General features: G+C 35.1%; 16 protein-coding genes, 1 other RNA gene and 1 pseudogene. 10 read left to right on the top strand and 8 right to left on the bottom strand.

Features of this window, described 5'->3' with window-relative positions; genetic code table 11:
- Both CA834_RS09645 and CA834_RS09640 read right to left on the bottom strand, forming a co-directional pair.
- Nucleotides 1-1,994, bottom strand: a pseudogene (locus tag CA834_RS09645) (hypothetical protein); the annotation flags it as partial.
- 34 nt (nucleotides 1,995-2,028) lie between these two features.
- Nucleotides 2,029-2,478, bottom strand: a complete 450-nt coding sequence (locus CA834_RS09640; RefSeq protein ID WP_133085481.1) for a hypothetical protein — start codon at nucleotides 2,476-2,478, stop codon at nucleotides 2,029-2,031.
- A gap of 302 nt (nucleotides 2,479-2,780) precedes the next feature.
- Between CA834_RS09640 and CA834_RS09635 the strand changes: the two genes are divergently transcribed.
- From CA834_RS09635 to CA834_RS09620, 4 genes are all read left to right on the top strand, one after another.
- The gene (locus CA834_RS09635) at nucleotides 2,781-3,266 is read left to right on the top strand and encodes a SixA phosphatase family protein (RefSeq protein WP_094968478.1); all 486 of its coding nucleotides are present in this window, start codon (nucleotides 2,781-2,783) and stop codon (nucleotides 3,264-3,266) included.
- The gene (ppk1, locus tag CA834_RS09630) at nucleotides 3,266-5,320 is read left to right on the top strand and encodes a polyphosphate kinase 1 (RefSeq protein ID WP_094968477.1); all 2,055 of its coding nucleotides are present in this window, start codon (nucleotides 3,266-3,268) and stop codon (nucleotides 5,318-5,320) included. Before CA834_RS09635 ends, ppk1 begins: the two co-directional genes overlap by 1 nt.
- 2 nt (nucleotides 5,321-5,322) lie before the next feature.
- A complete protein-coding gene (locus CA834_RS09625; protein WP_094968476.1) occupies nucleotides 5,323-6,228 on the top strand; it encodes a Ppx/GppA phosphatase family protein in 906 nt (301 codons plus the stop codon).
- Between the two features lie 94 nt (nucleotides 6,229-6,322).
- Nucleotides 6,323-6,853 (top strand): porin family protein, encoded by a 531-nt coding sequence (locus CA834_RS09620; RefSeq protein ID WP_094968475.1) that lies wholly within the window; start codon nucleotides 6,323-6,325, stop codon nucleotides 6,851-6,853.
- A gap of 51 nt (nucleotides 6,854-6,904) precedes the next feature.
- Here CA834_RS09620 and miaE read toward each other — a convergent pair whose 3' ends face one another.
- From miaE to dnaX, 3 genes are read right to left on the bottom strand one after another with little or no spacing between them, the layout of a single operon-like run.
- A complete protein-coding gene (gene miaE / locus CA834_RS09615; RefSeq protein ID WP_094968474.1) occupies nucleotides 6,905-7,486 on the bottom strand; it encodes a tRNA-(ms[2]io[6]A)-hydroxylase in 582 nt (193 codons plus the stop codon).
- A gap of 3 nt (nucleotides 7,487-7,489) precedes the next feature.
- The gene (locus tag CA834_RS09610; RefSeq protein WP_094968473.1) at nucleotides 7,490-8,059 is read right to left on the bottom strand and encodes a hypothetical protein; all 570 of its coding nucleotides are present in this window, start codon (nucleotides 8,057-8,059) and stop codon (nucleotides 7,490-7,492) included.
- Nucleotides 8,060-8,063: 4 nt separating this feature from the next.
- Nucleotides 8,064-9,791 carry a DNA polymerase III subunit gamma/tau gene (dnaX, locus tag CA834_RS09605; protein WP_094968472.1) on the bottom strand — a complete coding sequence of 576 codons (1,728 nt, stop codon included), beginning with the start codon at nucleotides 9,789-9,791 and terminating at the stop codon, nucleotides 8,064-8,066.
- 141 nt (nucleotides 9,792-9,932) lie between these two features.
- On the opposite strand from dnaX, the gene rnpB reads away from it, so the two are divergent.
- Nucleotides 9,933-10,239: RNase P RNA component class A (gene rnpB, locus CA834_RS09600), an RNA gene on the top strand.
- Between the two features lie 39 nt (nucleotides 10,240-10,278).
- Here the strand turns inward: rnpB and CA834_RS09595 are convergent.
- From CA834_RS09595 to CA834_RS09585, 3 genes are read right to left on the bottom strand one after another with little or no spacing between them, the layout of a single operon-like run.
- The gene (locus CA834_RS09595) at nucleotides 10,279-10,815 is read right to left on the bottom strand and encodes an RsmD family RNA methyltransferase (RefSeq protein ID WP_094968471.1); all 537 of its coding nucleotides are present in this window, start codon (nucleotides 10,813-10,815) and stop codon (nucleotides 10,279-10,281) included.
- A complete protein-coding gene (locus CA834_RS09590; protein WP_094968470.1) occupies nucleotides 10,815-11,621 on the bottom strand; it encodes a DUF3822 family protein in 807 nt (268 codons plus the stop codon). Before CA834_RS09590 ends, CA834_RS09595 begins: the two co-directional genes overlap by 1 nt.
- A gap of 3 nt (nucleotides 11,622-11,624) precedes the next feature.
- Nucleotides 11,625-12,353 carry a hypothetical protein gene (locus tag CA834_RS09585; RefSeq protein ID WP_094968469.1) on the bottom strand — a complete coding sequence of 243 codons (729 nt, stop codon included), beginning with the start codon at nucleotides 12,351-12,353 and terminating at the stop codon, nucleotides 11,625-11,627.
- A gap of 153 nt (nucleotides 12,354-12,506) precedes the next feature.
- Between CA834_RS09585 and CA834_RS09580 the strand changes: the two genes are divergently transcribed.
- Genes CA834_RS09580 through CA834_RS09560 form a run of 5 tightly spaced genes read left to right on the top strand, consistent with a single transcriptional unit; the run spans nucleotide 12,507 to nucleotide 17,113 of the window.
- Complete coding sequence (locus CA834_RS09580; protein ID WP_094968468.1) at nucleotides 12,507-13,949, top strand: ATP-dependent DNA helicase; 1,443 nt, start codon at nucleotides 12,507-12,509, stop codon at nucleotides 13,947-13,949.
- A gap of 4 nt (nucleotides 13,950-13,953) precedes the next feature.
- Entirely contained in the window at nucleotides 13,954-14,526 is a 573-nt protein-coding gene (locus CA834_RS09575) for a DUF4126 domain-containing protein (protein WP_094968467.1), read from the top strand.
- 36 nt (nucleotides 14,527-14,562) lie between these two features.
- Nucleotides 14,563-15,291, top strand: coding sequence for a 3-deoxy-manno-octulosonate cytidylyltransferase (kdsB, locus tag CA834_RS09570; RefSeq protein ID WP_094968466.1), 729 nt, complete (start codon nucleotides 14,563-14,565; stop codon nucleotides 15,289-15,291).
- Complete coding sequence (locus CA834_RS09565; protein ID WP_094968465.1) at nucleotides 15,282-15,992, top strand: HAD family hydrolase; 711 nt, start codon at nucleotides 15,282-15,284, stop codon at nucleotides 15,990-15,992. Before kdsB ends, CA834_RS09565 begins: the two co-directional genes overlap by 10 nt.
- A 38-nt stretch (nucleotides 15,993-16,030) precedes the next feature.
- Entirely contained in the window at nucleotides 16,031-17,113 is a 1,083-nt protein-coding gene (locus CA834_RS09560; RefSeq protein ID WP_240507556.1) for an iron-containing alcohol dehydrogenase family protein, read from the top strand.
- The last annotated feature ends 1 nt before the right edge of the window (nucleotide 17,114 follow it).

Genomic DNA, 17,114 nt, shown 5'->3' with positions numbered 1-17,114 from the left:
GCGAAGGTCGCCTCTAGGCCCGTAGAGCAGTTGTCGGCCTCGTCGGTCACGTCACCGGTTATGCTGAGGTCGTTGACGTCCACGTCGCATTCCACGGTAATGTCCGCGGGAACGGTAAATGTGGGCGCGGTATTGTCCTCGACGGTTATGGTCTGAACGTATTCTTGTATGGTCGTACCACATGCATCAGTGAAGGTCCATGTATTGGTATATGTTGCAGTGTTTGGACAGTTAGGGTCAGGAACGAATGTTCCAGAAGTTTTTACAGGTATTAAATTACATTTATCCAAAGTGGGTTCTAACGCTTGAGCATCATTTAATCCATCAACATCCGAACACGCTAGAACTCTATCCAATTCTCCCACGCTGTTTGTCCAGGACAACACCGGCTGATTAATATCTATCACCAAAGGAAGCTTGTTACCAATACCACATTCATCCAATGAAGCAGAACTTAAGGTACTTTGATTATTTGGATTTTGAATGCCGTTATAAGTGGCACTGAACTGAAGCTCAAATGAAAGGTCACAATCATCCACTAAAAAATAGCATTCGTCTTGAATGACCACATCAAAATTAACATTTAAAGCTGGGTCTCCCACATCCACAAAACCATCTGCGATAAAAAACTCGAGGAGCCTTGTTGTGGTGTCAAAGTTGTAAGTAACTCCTGCAGGCAAATTGACCATATTGACATCGGCTATTTGAGGTGGGAGTGTCGTTGAAATCGATAAATTTAGAGCATCATCGTTACCTTTATTAAAAACGTTAAAACTAAACCCTAGTGCACTTCCTGCATCAGCTGGAGTTGCTCCTGAATCCATAATGATTTCAATTGGATCTAGATCTGGAGCCCATACATCTACACTTAAACCAACGAGAAACAAACCATAAGTTTCTTGATTTGAGGTCAAGCGAATGGTTGCAGAAGTTTGATTATTATCAATTATTGTATTTCCTGGGTTGTCCAAGTTAAAAACAGCCGCATCGAAACCTAGTGTATTTTGACTAGCTGGATTTCTATCTAAGAAATCGCTATTATCAATAGTTATTCTACTATTAAAAAAATTGTTACTTGTCCGTTGCGGAGCTGCTATACTTACAAAATCACCATTGGTGTTTTGTATTTGTAGTTGATCACCGGCTAAATCCCTATCACCTTCAAGTGATCCAATAACAATGTTTGTATTCACATTTCCTGTAGGCACCGTCTGGAATCCACCAAAAGTAATATCGAAGTTATTTTGCAAGCTCGTTACATTAGAATAGCCATCAAAAAGGCTAATATTTTTTGATGGTAGTTGTGGACTTTCATAAACAAACACAATCTGCCAACCTCCAGAGGTTCCAATGATTGCGTCAGAGTGGCCAATTAAACTACCTATTTTAGCTTCAACATTCGCTACTTGATACGTCCCATAAGGATTTGTAAGATTGCTGACTAAATCAGTAATATCTTTATAACATATGTATGGGTCATTATTGATATGGAAATCTCGACCTCTGTATATAATTTCATCCGCTGAAAGGGTGGTGTATTGAGATTCGCCTGGAAGCATTAACATAACATCGTTAAAATTCCAATTTGGCTGATTTTCAGAATTGAGATCTGAAGTAGGTTCCTTATCTGCTGCTGCCCAGTATAAATAGGCTTTATATACTGTTAAGCACTCATTTAGAGGAGCGGGATTATTAAAGTTGGCACTACTTGAGTTAAAGGTGTCATCAATATTGTCGTTATCGACATCATATAATCCGTCAATGTCAACATACACATTATTATTGAAGTCGTGATTACCAGCAGAGCCGTTATAGGCCTGCGTCGCTGTTCTAGACACCATATTGTTAGCAATCATAGTGACATCACCATTAACGGTCTCATTAAATCGAGGCGTGAATGGGTTTAACACCTGTGCTGAACCAAAACTTCCAGCCAATAGGATAAGTGTTAGGAGGGTAGTTTTTAGTAATTTATGATTAATAGCTTTTTTCATTAGGAACATTTTGAAGGTGTGGTGGTCCAAAAAACTAATTAAAGTTTTTGGGGTCTGGAATAAATGAATTAATAATTAAGGAATTACTGATATCAGTATTTGTAACTGATACAGCTCTTATACTAGTGCAGTTAAAAGTACTAAGCTTTGTATTACCTTGTCTTGAAATTTTCACATAAAACTCCACTGTGCTATTTGCAGAAATTGAAGTTGTCACCAAAGGTCCAGTCTTTTGCGCGTTTAAAATTTCCTGTTTTAATAAGGATTGTTTTGAACGATTGATATCTTCGCAAAACGCATTTTCTGCAACAATATTAAAGTCTTGAACTTGATTGGAGTTATTCGTAATTTCAATCAAATAAAAATGTTCGTGGGCCGAAAGAGGCAATTCGGATGATGTCTTTACATTTAATTCAAGGATTTGCTGCCCATATGAACATATGCTCACGAGACCAATCAGTATTACCATTGTAACTCTTTTCATAGTATTGTATTTATCTATATAATCGCTTAGCGACTTGCTTTTTTAAACTCAATAGTCTGAAAAACACTTGTATAGTTTATTCAGAAATCAAATATGTTGTGAGGGAAGAGCATTGGAAACCAATGCGTAAAAAATGGATGTATTAATAAATTGTCGATTTGGGGTTTATACACTAATTTTATCACGCAAATGAACTTATAACTAAGCTCATAGACAAACATTTGAGCCAAAGTGATAAAATACTCGTTAAAACGGATTTTTCTAACACTTGGACTTTAAAAGATACTTTTAATCGATTATAAATGAAAAGAATAGTGCTTGTACGACATGCAAAATCATCATGGGATTATGGTGTTTCTGATCGGGAAAGACCATTAAAACCTAGGGGGAGGCAAGATGCGGAGTTAGTAGCTAAACAGTTTGTTGGTAAAAGTAAAGTTCCAGATTATATTTTTTCTAGTCCTGCCAAAAGAGCTATGGAAACCTGTAAGATTTTCACTAGCGTATTAAACTACCCATTTGAAAACATCAATATTGAGGAAAAACTTTATGATTTTGGAGGGGTTGGCGTTATAGGTTTTGTGAAAAATTTATCTAATAATGTAAATGAAATTATGATATTTGGTCATAATGCCGCATTTACAAACATTGTTAATGATTTCGGGAGTACTTACATAGATAATCTCCCAACTAGTGGTTTGGTTGAAATTGAGTTTGATATACAAAATTGGATGGAATTAGAGACAGGTAAGACTAGGCAAATTATAATTCCAAAGGAACTGCGTTAATGGTGAAAGAGAAAAATATTTACATCAATAGGGAATTAAGTTGGTTGCAGTTTAATGCGAGAGTTCTTCAGGAAGCTGCAGATGAGAATGTACCCTTAATAGAACGTTTACGATTTTTAGGTATTTTCTCTAATAATCTAGATGAATTTTTTAAAGTTCGCTACGCTACAGTGAAGCGTATAGACCAAGCTGGTAAAGGAGGTAAAAGTGAATTAGGTGGAATTAAGGCTAGTGATCTTTTAGAACAAATAACAGAAATTGTCATCCAACAGCAAGCCGAAAGTTTAGAAATACTAGATGCTATTGATAGAGAATTAAGAAAAGAAAATATCTTTCGAATAAATGAATCAGAAATTGATAAACATCAACACGATTTCATTAAATCCTATTTTTATCATGAATTAAGTCCAGCCTTAGTTATCATCATGCTTAATGAAGATGTTGCCTTACCGGAATTAATGGACAGTGCTGCTTATTTAGCGGTAAAAATGATTAAAAAGAATACTAAGCCTAATTATGCTCTAATTGAAATCTCTAAAGCTATGGACCGTTTCATAGTTTTGCCTAGTAAATCAGATTCCAATTACATTATTATGGTCGATGATGTTTTAAGATATTGTTTAGATGATATTTTTAACATATTTACCTATGATAGCATTTCTGCCCATATGATAAAAATTACTAGGGACGGGGAATTGGATTTTGATAGTGATTTGAGTAAGAGTTTCATTCATAAAATTTCAAAAAGTGTTAAGGATAGGCAAATTGGAGAGCCCGTTAGATTTGTTTATGATAAAAAAATAGAAAAGGATACCCTGAATTTCTTGTTAGAGCGTATGGGAATTGACGAAAAGGATAGTATTATTCCGGGAGGTCGTTATCACAATCGCAGAGATTACATGGGTTTTCCCAGCCTTGGCAGAACGGACTTATTATATGAGAGAATAAAACCCTTAGGTGTAAGAGGTTTAAGTCTTAATGAAAGTATCTTAAAATCAATAGCCGAAAAAGATTATTTGGTTCATACACCATATCATACATTTTCTTATATCATTAAATTTTTACGAGAAGCTGCCTTAGACCCTCAAGTAAAGACAATTAAAATCACAATTTATAGATTAGCGCAGATTTCCCATGTAGCAAGTTCTTTGATTAATGCTGCTAAAAATGGTAAAAATGTCACTGTTTCTATTGAGTTGAGGGCTAGGTTTGACGAAGAAGCCAATATAAATTATGCCCAACAGATGCAGGATGTAGGCGTCAACCTTCTTTTTGGGGTTACGGGTCTCAAGGTTCATTGTAAAATGTGTGTTATTGAGCGGGAGGAAAACCATAAAATAGTCAGATATGGCTTTGTAAGTACAGGCAATTTTAATGAATCAACGGCCAAAATTTATACCGACTTCACATTATTCACAGCCAATTCAAAAATCCTAAAGGATATCAATAAAGTTTTTGATTTTTTTGAGGTAAACTATAGAATCTACAAGTATAAGCATATCATTACTTCACCACACTATACAGAATCAAAGTTGTTTGCGCTAATTAATACCGAAATAGAGAATGCCAAACAGGGAAAATCGGCCTACATAAAACTAAAAATGAATAGTATTAGCAGTTACAAAATGGTAGATAAGCTTTATGAGGCTAGTAGAGCTGGTGTAAAAATTAAGATGATTGTGAGAGGTTTATGCTGCTTAGTACCTGGAATTAAAGGAACTAGCGATAATATTGAAATTATAAGTATAATTGATAAATTCCTAGAACATACTAGGCTGTTTATTTTTTCAAATAATGAGGATCCAAAGTTTTATATTTCTTCAGCAGACTGGATGACTAGAAATATTTATAATAGAGTGGAAGTTACATGTCCCATTTACGATGAGGATATCAAAAATGAGCTTTCAGATTTGTTTGAAATTTGCTGGAGTGATAATGTAAAGGCTAGGATAATCAACCAGTCTCAAGATAATATTTACAAACACAACGACCAACCGAAAATACGTGCTCAATTTGAAACGTATAAGTATTATTTAAATAAACTAGAAGGATAATTATGCTGAATATTAAGAAATATGCTGCTATCGATATTGGTTCAAATGCGGTGAGACTTTTAATTTCAAACATAATAGAGCAGGAAGACCAGCCCGTTATTTTTAAGAAAAACTCATTAGTTAGGGTTCCTATAAGGCTTGGTGCAGACGTATTTGTAAATGGCGAAATATCAGCCTATAATGAACAGCGTATGGTGGACACCATGCAAGCGTTTAGTCTTTTGATGAAATCGCATGGTGTTGTTAGATATAAAGCCTGCGCTACTTCAGCAATGAGAGAAGCTAAAAATAGTGGACCACTCGCTAAAAAAATACAATCAAGTTGTGGTATATCGATAGATATAATTGATGGAGAGGAAGAGGCTGCAATTATTGCGGCAACAGACCTTCATACATTTATAGATCCCAATAAAACCTACTTATATGTTGATGTTGGGGGAGGAAGTACAGAATTTTCCATTATCCATAATGGAGAGAAAGTGCGGTCTAAATCATTTCGAATAGGAACAGTCAGGTTGTTAAATGATATTGTAAAAAATGAAACCTGGTTAGAACTGGAAAAGTGGATTAAGGAAAACACAAAACAGTATTACAAGATTGAACTCATTGGTTCTGGTGGTAATATCAATAAAATATTTAAAGTATCAGGGAAGGATTTAGGAAAGCCATTGACTTTCTTTTATTTGTCCAGTTATTACCAAATGCTTCAGAATTATTCTTACGAAGAACGCATAACAAAATTAAACCTGAATCAAGATAGGGCTGATGTTATTATACCTGCTACTAGAATCTATTTATCAGCAATGAAATGGAGTGGGGCAAAGGATATTTATGTTCCAAAAATCGGTCTTTCGGATGGAATTATCAAAAGTATATATCACGAAAGCGTCTCTAGCGTTACTGTGTAAATATGTGCGTTTGTCTGCTTTTTTATCACTAAAATCTATAATTTCAGTTAGTTTTTAAATTAAACTATATCTTCACGCTCTCAAAGATTACGTTATGAAAAGTTATGTATTCGTATTAGTATTAACCTGCTTTACAACTCTTTGTACTGCACAAGATATAAGGTATGGTATTAGGGGCGCATTAAACGTTTCTAATTTAGACTTTGACCCTGATGCTACATTTGACAATGAGCACAGAATTGGATTTGCCTTTGCGGGTTTTGTCGATTTTGGAATAACCGAAGATATGTCTATAAGGACAGAACTTCAATGGTCTGCAGAAGGCGGAAAAGATGAAAGCCTTAGAGCAGATTATATTCAATTACCACTATTATTGAGACTATACGTTTCAGACCGATTGTCTTTTGGAGTTGGCCCACAGTTAAATTTAAAAACCTGGTCAAATGAAGACGGTTTTTCCACATTTGCCTTTTCAGGCATTTTTGGTGCTGAATATATGCTGACAGACGAATTGTTTATTGACCTGAGATATTCGTATGGATTAACCAATATCCTAGATGAGGATATAATTGATGTGGAAGCCAAAAATCATGTCGTGCAATTTGGTTTTGGGATAAAAATTTAAACCGGTGCTGAGATGTAAAAATAACTTGGATACTTTCTCGAGGGAATTTTTTTACCCGTGAATGGTTTCTTTTTTGCCGAGTTGCTTCATGATTTCTGCCTCAAATAGTAACAAGTCTTCCCACTTTTTGTCAACCTCCTTGCGGTTACCATACTTACGTGCAAATTTTAAAAACATAGTGTAGTGGCTAGCTTCACTTATCATTAGTTTTTTATAGAATTTCGCCAATTTTTTATCTTCTAATTCTTCTGATAATAGTTTAAAACGTTCGCAGCTCCTAGCCTCAATAAGTGCAGCATAAAGTAATCTATGCACCAATTGCGTAGTTCTGCTGCCGCCTTTTGGGAAAAACTTTAATAACGCAAGAACGTATTCATCTTTTCTGTCTCTTCCTAGTGTCCAGCCATTTTCAATTATTTTTTCATGAACCATTTTAAAATGGCTCATTTCCTCTTGCACCAAATCTGTCATTTCTTCGACAAGTTCGGTATATTCCGGGAAGCCTACAATTAAAGAAATAGCAGTACTTGCCGCTTTCTGCTCACAGTAGGCATGGTCGGTAAGAATATCTTCAATGTTTTTTTCTACGATATTTACCCATCTCGGGTCTGTAGGTAACTTAAGTCCAAGCATATATTAAAAATTAGGGTTTTCGTTTACGGTTATGTAATAATGGCCCATCCAATTTATTTGTAAGTTGAAATACAGATATTTTTTTTGGGTGTTCAAACTAGTATAGCGAATGTCTATGCTTAAAAGATTTTTGTCCAGGGATTTTTCTTGGTCTAACCAAATACCATCGAGCTTGTAATTTTTTAGTTTAATACTAGATTCGTTAATGGCGTTTTCAATAAATTGGTTAGTTATAGGGCGATTGAAAACAATGTTGTTTTTAAATTCTACAGTGACGTCACTCTCAATCTTTCTATAATAGGTCTTAGTTAAGATATTGTCTTTGGTGTCAATAAATAACCGACTTTCCTTCATGTTAGTAAAAGTTTTTATTCTTGCTGTATACCCATTACTTAGCGTAGAATCTATTTTGGTTTCTTGATAGTACTCTGGTAGATAAACAATCTTTACAAGGTCATTTTCCTTTTTGAATTCAGCAACACTTTGCTTTAATGACTCATGGTGACTTTTTCTGCCCTCACAAGTAAAGAACAGAAGAGAAAGTATTATTGTGGTAAAAATAAACCTCTTCATTATTTTAAATATCTAGACCGAATGTACGTTTCAAAAGTTCAATATTGGTATTCTTTTCCTTAAGTTTTTCGTATTTTTCCTGGGGTGTAAAAGCGTATTTTTTTGCTATTTCCTCATTGACTGTTATGTCTAATTTAAGGTCATAGTTTTTCAGTGTTTTCTTTAAAAAAACCAAAAGTGGATATTGGGCACGTTCTACTTCAATCTTGCTTGTATTGTTAGAATATGTTAAACAAATTGATGTTCCCTTCAATTTGGGATTTTCCATTTGTAAAATGGAGGCTAGTATTTTTTCTCCCTTTTTTTCTAACCTTTTTGTGTAGTCGGTCCAAGCTTTTTTTAGATCTTCCTGCGTTACTTGTTCTCTAGGTAGGGATTCTTCGTCAATAATAACATCGAGCTGCTTTATTTGATGCTCTTTTTTCTCGCGAATGCTCTTTAATGATAATCCTGAGGTTGCCTTTTTACCCTTATCAATTGATATTTTTGGTAATTCCTTAGGTTCAGCAACCTGCATCGGTTCAAGTTTTGGTTCTTCAATGGCAGGTTCAATCTTTTCCTTCAAGGCATTAGCTTGAGGGGTATTTTTAACCTCCTTGACTTTTATGGGTCTTATACCTTTAGCCTCAAAATACGAAGGTGGAATTATGTAGTGTTTATTGTTTTTTTTTTCTCCATCAAAAGTGATAGAGGCTAATTGCATCAAGGTTAGCTCAACCAGTAATCTTTGATTTTTACTAGACCTATATTTTAAATCACAATCATTGGCTAGGTCAATACCCTTCAATAGAAAACTATGGGATGTTTTTCGAGATTGTTCAATGTAAGTTTGCGTAGTGTCTTCTCCTACTTCGAGCAAGTCTAAGGTCGCTTCGTTTTTACACACCATTAAATCCCTAAAATGAGAGGCCAAACCAGCAATATAGTGATGACCATCAAAACCTTTTGCGAGAATGGTATTGAACTGCACCAATAGCTCTGGAATCTTATTTTCTATAATAAAATCAGTACTTGTAAAATACGTTTCGTAATCTAGGACATTAAGGTTTTCTGTAACCGCTTGCCGTGTCAGGTTCTTACCCGAAAAACTTACAACACGATCAAAAATGGAGAGAGCATCACGCATGGCGCCATCGGCTTTTTGGGCGATAATATGCAAGGCGTCATCCTCTGCGTTTATACCTTGTTCTTCGGCAATATATTTTAAATACTCCTTGGCATCAGTTACGGTAATACGTTTAAAATCAAAAATTTGACAACGCGATAAAATTGTAGGGATGATTTTATGCTTTTCTGTTGTGGCGAGAATGAAAATACAATGATTTGGTGGTTCTTCAAGTGTTTTAAGAAAGGCATTGAAGGCAGCTTGTGATAACATATGGACCTCATCAATAATGTAGACCTTATATTTTCCAACTTGTGGCGGAATACGGACTTGGTCGGTAAGGTTCCTTATATCGTCCACTGAATTATTGGATGCTGCGTCCAATTCAAAAATATTAAAGGCAAAGTCCTCCTCTTCACTCGTGTTTTCATCACTATTTATCATTTTGGCCAAAATGCGAGCACATGAGGTTTTACCAACTCCTCTTGGACCAGTAAAAAGTAGCGCTTGAGCTAAATGATTATTTTCTATAGCATTAGTTAGCGTATTGGTTATAGCCTGCTGACCCACAACATCTTTAAAGGATTGTGGTCTATACTTGCGCGCAGATACTACGAAATGTTCCAATTTATATGGTTTTTAATGCTTTTAATGGTAATAAATAATGTAACAAACAGTCGATTTACAAATTTAATAATAAGCGTCTAATTCACATTTATTACGCTTTAAAATTAGTATGAGTTATTAACAATTTACTTACTTTTGGAACGAGTAAATCGCCTTATCGATTCTAAATTTATTTAGGGTAGGAAAGTCCGAACACCAAAGTGCGATGCAGTGGCTAACGGCCATCCACCGTGAGGTGAGGAAAAGTGCAACAGAAAGAATGTACAGGTAATGCTGTAGTGAAATCAGGTAAACTCTGTGTGGTGCAATGTCATGTAAACTAACGCTTGAGGGCTGCACGCCCGATGTTAGAGGGTAGACAGCTAAAGTTTACTGGTAACAGTAAACGTAGATAAATGATAAGGACTCTTTGTGAGTACAGAATTCGGCTTATAGGTTTACTCTAAATAAACAAGCTTCATGTTTTCATGAAGCTTTGTTTTTAATCTTATCTTTTAAAAAAACTGAAGGTATTTCCGCCATAGCTTTTAGAATATGAAAAATAATCTAAATAACTGAGGTCCGTATGCTTAGAGTGTTCAACAATGAGTAAACCCTCATCAGATAATAATTTATTTTTAAAGGCTAATTCTGGAATTTTGGCAAAGGTTTCAACATCAAAATTATAGGGCGGATCAGCAAAAATAACATCAAAACTTTGATTTGAGCTCTCCAAAAACTTAAATACATCGATCTTGATTGTATTTATTGGCATTTCAAAAGAATCAGCCGTTTCGTTTATAAATTTTATGCAGCCATAATTATTATCAATTGCTACAATTTGCTCGGTGCCTCTCGATGCGAATTCATAACTAATATTACCAGTGCCAGAGAAAAGATCTAATATTGAAATTTCATCGAAATAATATTGGTTGTTTAAAATGTTAAAAAGGGATTCTTTAGCCATATCTGTTGTTGGCCTGACCGGTAATTTTTTGGGAGCGGTAATGCGTCGCCCTTTGAACTGTCCCGAAATAATTCGCACTAAAAAGAATTTAAAATTAAAAAATATCGTGATAATTGACTATCGTCAATGGAATCTGCGAATTGAAAATTTAGGCCTAAATCCAAAAAATCTACATCTCTGATATACCTGTAGAGCACTTCGAAATATTTATCTGCTTTATCAATCTGTCCACTAACCTTAACAGGGGTTGTCTCGACATCTAACTCTAATTGTTCAAAAACAAACAGCACGTAATAAATAAAGTCTTCAAGACTGTGACACTCAAAACTGTTTATTAGCTGAATATCATTGCCATCTAATACAATTAACTCTATAGAATTATGGTTGACGTTAATGCATACTATTGGACCCTGGTTGTTCTTGTGTTTTTGTAATACGGTATCTACAAAAACTGTCAAAGAATGTTTAAACACAAACTCTCCAAACGTATCAAAAATGTAGTTGTTTATATTGACATATGGAACATAGACAACGACACTCTCATTAACAGCAATCTTGTCGTGCGTTATAAAGTCAGTTTTTAGAATTTTAGAGTTAAATTTTAAATAATCCGCCTTGTATTTGGCATCATAAAGTTCTTGTGGTACTAGAGTGGCCAATTCATTTTGATGAATGACTAATACGTCTTCAAATTCATCAGAGAAAACGCTATTTGAACTTAGCTCAGTTTTAAGCCGATTAAGTAGGTCGAATGGACCAAGTTTGTTTTCGAATTCTAGAAAATTAAGATATTCGATCCTGTTAGAACTTCTATTTAGTATACAAAAAGAAAGTCCATTCAAATTCACTTGAATGGACAATTCTTTAATATTGTGTTTAGCCAAAATTTATTCCTTTGTAGACAAATCTTTACCCCAATTACCGCTGGTGCTAACCTCTTCCATAGAGCCAATTTTCACAGAAGGTCCTTTTACTCCGGCAATAGAAATTGCTTGTTTTTCTTTTTCTATAAGGTAGGGCTCTTGATCATATAAAACAACAGCTTTATCGACACTTGCCTCAAAAACAGGAATTTCTTCAATTTTACCTGCCTTAAGCACAAACTTTGCACCGGGCTCTCCAACACCGACATCTGCCATGCTCTTGTAGCGACTATTGCCTTTAAATATAGAATCTTTAACAAACCAATGGTCTAACGTGTCTATAAGAGTAATAGTTTTCATGGTTTCTACCCCACCAAAGGCACGTGTCCTTTCTTCATCTAATACTAATGTATCTCTTCTCTGTGTAATTGGTACGCTATCCTCATCTATAAAATTGATTAATTTATCAAAAGTATCAGCATATTCTCCTTTAACCTCTTTATAAGCTAATTGTGTATCTCTTATATCAATCAAACGGTCTATTACCACTTGATAACGCTTTACCTTTAATTGGTTGAACTGAATTTCTTTGTAAACCGACATAAAGGTGATGTAACCTAAATAAATGATTAATCCCCACAAAAGAAGGTTTATAACCGGTTTGAATTTTTTAGGGACAAATCTGTCTATTAACCATACAATACCAATGGTTAATAAAATAATAACTACAATTGCTATAATTACGTCTAACATAGTTTTGTTTATTAATTAGGTCTATCGCAAATCTACAATTTTTTTTTATTCACAAAAACTATCTAATTAAAAATCATTTAAATTACAAAACGGCAATTGGCGAGCCATTCTAAACCAAAGAATAATATTATCTTGCCAAGTAAATAAAACTCTATGATTACTAATGCTTCGGCATTTTATTCGTTGTTAAAATCTAAATTTCCTTTTCAACCAACCACCAAACAGGATGAGGTTTTAATGCAGATATCCCAATTCATATTCGATAAGTCCCCAAACGCGCTATATCTGCTTAAGGGCTATGCCGGAACTGGAAAAACCAGTATTATTGGTACTTGCGTGTCTAATCTTTGGCAGGCAAAAAAAAGTGCTGTGCTAATGGCACCAACAGGCAGGGCCGCCAAGGTTATTTCTAATTATGCTAAAAAAGAGGCCTTTACCATTCATAAAAAAATATATTTCCCTAAGAAAGAAAAAGGAGGAGGTGTAAAATTCGTGATGCAGCCCAACAAACATAGGAACACCATTTTTATTGTTGATGAAGCCTCTATGATACCAGATGTTCCGTCAGATTCAAAACTTTTTGAAAACGGCTCACTTTTAGACGATTTGATACAGTATGTTTATTCTGGTCATCAATGTAAACTGCTTTTAATAGGTGATGTGGCACAATTACCTCCTGTAAAATCCGATTTAAGCCCAGCCTTAGATGGAGACAAATTAGATTTGAATTACAACAAGAACGTCACTAGTATAGAACTCGATGAAGTGGTGCGTCAGGAGGAAGATTCAGGTATTCTTGAAAATGCAACAGCATTGCGTGATGTTTTAGAAACGGCTTTCTACGATAGCTTTAAATTTAACATCCAGAACTTTAAGGATATTGTAAGGCTTGTAGACGGTTATGAAATTATGGATGCAATTAATGATGCTTACGGCAGTAATGGATATGAGGAGACCGCAATTATTGTGAGAAGCAACAAACGGGCAAATTTGTACAATAAGCAAATAAGGGAGCGTATCTTATTTCAAGACAGCGAATTGTCGACTGGTGACTATTTAATGGTTGTAAAGAATAATTACTTTTGGATAAAACCAACAACTGAAGCTGGTTTCATAGCTAATGGTGATATTATTGAAGTCCTAGAAATCTTTGGCATTAAAGAATTATATGGCTTTAGGTTTGCTGAAGTAAAGGTTAAAATGGTAGATTACCCTAAAATGAAACCTTTTGAAACGGTGTTACTCCTCGACACCTTAGATGTAGAAAGTGCATCGCTTAGTTATGAAGCGTCAAATACGCTTTATACGGAAGTGTCCAAAGATTATGCTAATGAAACCTCTAACTACAAAAAATTTATGGGTGTAAAAAACAATAAGTATTTCAATGCCTTACAAGTTAAGTTTTCTTATGCAATAACCTGTCATAAATCACAAGGGGGACAATGGAATACCATTTTCGTAGAGCAACCTTATCTACCGAATGGTATGGATAAGGATTACATAAGATGGTTGTATACGGCAGTAACGAGAGCAAAAGAGAAGCTTTATTTAATAGGGTTCAAGGATGACATGTTTGTTGCAAATCATATAAATTAGAAGAATGACCACAGAAACTATTTTAAGTGTTTTTCTAGGTATCGGCTTGGCAGCTTCGGCTGGGTTTAGAGTTTTCCTTCCATTATTTGCTCTTAGCTTAGCAGCACATTTTAATATTTGGGAGCTAAACGACAACTGGATATGGCTAGGTAGTACATCAGCATTGGTTATTTTGGGAATAGCCACATTTGTTGAAATTTTAGCCTATTATATCCCTATAATTGATAACGCCCTAGATACCATCGCCATACCACTTGCTACAATAGCTGGGATAGCCATAATGGTTTCGACCGTTACAGATTTGAGTCCTTTAATAACATGGGCTTTGGCCATTATTGCTGGTGGAGGGACTGCTGGTGCCATTAAAAGTTCTGCTGGTGTAACGCGTATGAGTTCAACGGTATCAACTGCGGGGTTTGCTAATCCTATTGTAACCACTCTTGAAACTGGAACATCGATTGTTATGTCGATTGTTTCTATATTCTTACCTGTTCTTGCCTTTATATTGGTTATGGTCATTTTTTATATCGTATTTAGATTCTACAAAAAGTTCAAACCAAATAAGAGCAAACCTTAATAAAACTGTATTTTTGTTAATGACTAAAGTCAAAGTATGAAGATTATCTCCATGATACCTGCACGCTATAGTGCGTCGCGCTTTCCAGGCAAACTTATGAAAAACCTTGGCGGAAAGTCAGTTATTCTGAGGACATACGAAGCTACAGTAGCTACTGATTTATTTAGCGAAGTTTATGTGGTAACGGATAGCACTATTATTTATGATGAAATTGTAAAAAATGGGGGTAAGGCTCTTTTAAGTAAAAAAGAGCATCACTCGGGTAGCGACAGAATAGCGGAAGCGGTAGAAAATGTGGACTGCGATATTGTAGTTAATGTACAGGGAGATGAGCCATTTACAGAACGTGAAAGTCTGTTTAAGGTATTAGAGGTATTCAAGGATGATTATCAAAAGAATATAGATTTAGCGTCGCTAATGGTTGAGATTAAGGATTGGAATGAAATCAAGGACCCTAATACCGTAAAAGTTATTGTAGACCAAAATAATTATGCCCTTTATTTTTCAAGAAGTCCAATTCCATTCCCAAGAGATAAGGATGCTGGAGCAAGATATTTTAAGCATAAAGGCATATATGCTTTCAGGAAACAAGCCTTGTTAGACTTTTCAACCCTTCCCATGCAATTTCTCGAGGCTACAGAGAAAATAGAATGTATACGATATCTGGAATATGGTAAGCGCATTAAAATGGTGGAAACTACGATTCAAGGGGTTGAAATAGACACACCAGAAGATTTAGAAAAAGCGAAACGTCTTTGGAAATAGATTACAGTAATATAAGAGTTATAGGTTTTGATGCCGATGATACCTTATGGGTGAACGAGACTTATTTTAGGGAGGCAGAGGAAAAAGTAGGAATGTTATTGTCTCATTTTGAAACACCAAACAAAATAGACCAAGAGCTTTTTAGAATGGAAATCAAAAATCTACCAACTTATGGCTATGGTATAAAAGGCTTTGTTCTTTCAATGGTGGAATTATCCATTGAACTTTCAAATGGAACAGTTTCAAACAAGATAATCTCTGAAATACTGAGAATAGGTAAGGACATGATAGACAAACCGGTGCAATTGTTGGATGGTGTTGAAGAGGTTCTAATCTCCTTATCTAAAGACTACAAGCTTATTTTGGCAACCAAAGGCGATTTACTGGACCAAGAACGAAAGCTGGAAAAGTCTGGTCTGAATCAATACTTTCATCATATTGAGGTCTTGAGCGAAAAGCAAGAAGCTAATTATCAGAAATTATTGAACCATTTGGACATTAATCCAACGGAATTCTTAATGATTGGAAATAGCTTAAAATCTGATATTTTACCCTTAATTAATATTGGTGCAAAAGCTATCCACGTTCCCTTTCATACAACATGGCAGCACGAAAAAGTAGAAAGAAATGCTACTAATGGTCTTAATTATAAAACCGTTAAGAGTTTAAGGGAAATTTTAAACTTTTTCAAACAGAATTGAGGAAAGTAAATTTTATTTTTGATAAAGAAATTGAGTAAATGAAATATAGAAATTATCCAATGGTGTCCAGAGTGGTATTTGGGCGAGGCAGCTTCGATCAATTAGATGAAATCCTCGCAGCAAAACGCAAAGGACGAAATGCGCCGTTCATTTTTTATGTTGATGAGGTATTTAAGGGAAACCATTGGTTAACATCTCGAATTACCTTGTCCTATAAGGATAAAATTTTATACATACCTACTAAGGAAGAGCCAAAAACTTCACAAATTGATAAGTATGTTGAAGACATTATATTAGAATTTAGCGAGCTCCCTTCAGGAATTATTGGTATTGGTGGTGGCATTGTTATGGATATTGCAAAGGCGGTTTCCTTAATGTTGACTAACAAAGGCGAGTCTAAAGATTATCAAGGATGGGATTTAATAAAATATCCTGCTGTTTACCATGTAGGAATACCGACGATTTCAGGAACAGGAGCAGAAGTTTCAAGAACCACTATTCTAACAGGTCCTGAGCGTAAATTAGGTATAAATAGTGATTACACACCATTTGACCAGGTTATATTAGATCCGGAATTGACAAAAGATGTCCCAAAAAATCAGTGGTTTTACACAGGGATGGATTGCTTCGTACATTGTGTTGAGTCTTTAACGGGCACTTATTTAAATGCGTTTAGCCAAAGTTATGGAGAAAAGGCCTTTCAGCTGTGTAAAGAGGTTTTTTTAGGAAATGATTTATCAAAAGAGGAGTCACAAGATAAATTAATGATGGCATCCTGGCATGGAGGGATGAGTATAGCCTATTCTCAAGTAGGTGTGGCCCATGCACTCAGCTATGGTTTGAGTTACCTGTTAGGGGTAAAACACGGGATTGGAAATTGCATTGTTTTTAACCATCTAGAGGACTATTATCCGGAAGGAGTTGCCCTGTTCAAAGAGATGAAGCAGGAACATCAAATTCAATTACCACAAGGTATATGTCAAGACCTTTCGGATGAACAATTCAATATTATGATTGATGTAGCTCTGAGTTTGGATCCGTTATGGGAAAATGCCATTGGAAAAAATTGGAAAACGATTATAACGCGGTCTAAGCTTTTAGATCTTTACAAGAAGATGTAAT

The organism is Winogradskyella aurantia (assembly GCF_002266855.1).
Classification (GTDB): domain Bacteria; phylum Bacteroidota; class Bacteroidia; order Flavobacteriales; family Flavobacteriaceae; genus Winogradskyella; species Winogradskyella aurantia.
This window is presented reverse-complemented; position numbering and strand designations above follow the sequence as displayed.

Excerpts from the sequence above, each read along its gene's own strand:
- miaE (WP_094968474.1), bottom strand. The coding sequence starts at position 7,486 with ATGCTTGGACTTAAGTTACCTACAGACCCGAGATGGGTAAATATCGTA.
- CA834_RS09640 (WP_133085481.1), bottom strand. The coding sequence starts at position 2,478 with ATGAAAAGAGTTACAATGGTAATACTGATTGGTCTCGTGAGCATATGT.
- CA834_RS09575 (WP_094968467.1), top strand. The coding sequence starts at position 13,954 with ATGACCACAGAAACTATTTTAAGTGTTTTTCTAGGTATCGGCTTGGCA.
- CA834_RS09625 (WP_094968476.1), top strand. The coding sequence starts at position 5,323 with ATGCTGAATATTAAGAAATATGCTGCTATCGATATTGGTTCAAATGCG.
- ppk1 (WP_094968477.1), top strand. The coding sequence starts at position 3,266 with ATGGTGAAAGAGAAAAATATTTACATCAATAGGGAATTAAGTTGGTTG.
- CA834_RS09580 (WP_094968468.1), top strand. The coding sequence starts at position 12,507 with ATGATTACTAATGCTTCGGCATTTTATTCGTTGTTAAAATCTAAATTT.
- kdsB (WP_094968466.1), top strand. The coding sequence starts at position 14,563 with ATGAAGATTATCTCCATGATACCTGCACGCTATAGTGCGTCGCGCTTT.
- CA834_RS09635 (WP_094968478.1), top strand. The coding sequence starts at position 2,781 with ATGAAAAGAATAGTGCTTGTACGACATGCAAAATCATCATGGGATTAT.
- CA834_RS09585 (WP_094968469.1), bottom strand. The coding sequence starts at position 12,353 with ATGTTAGACGTAATTATAGCAATTGTAGTTATTATTTTATTAACCATT.
- CA834_RS09610 (WP_094968473.1), bottom strand. The coding sequence starts at position 8,059 with ATGAAGAGGTTTATTTTTACCACAATAATACTTTCTCTTCTGTTCTTT.
- CA834_RS09620 (WP_094968475.1), top strand. The coding sequence starts at position 6,323 with ATGAAAAGTTATGTATTCGTATTAGTATTAACCTGCTTTACAACTCTT.
- CA834_RS09560 (WP_240507556.1), top strand. The coding sequence starts at position 16,031 with ATGAAATATAGAAATTATCCAATGGTGTCCAGAGTGGTATTTGGGCGA.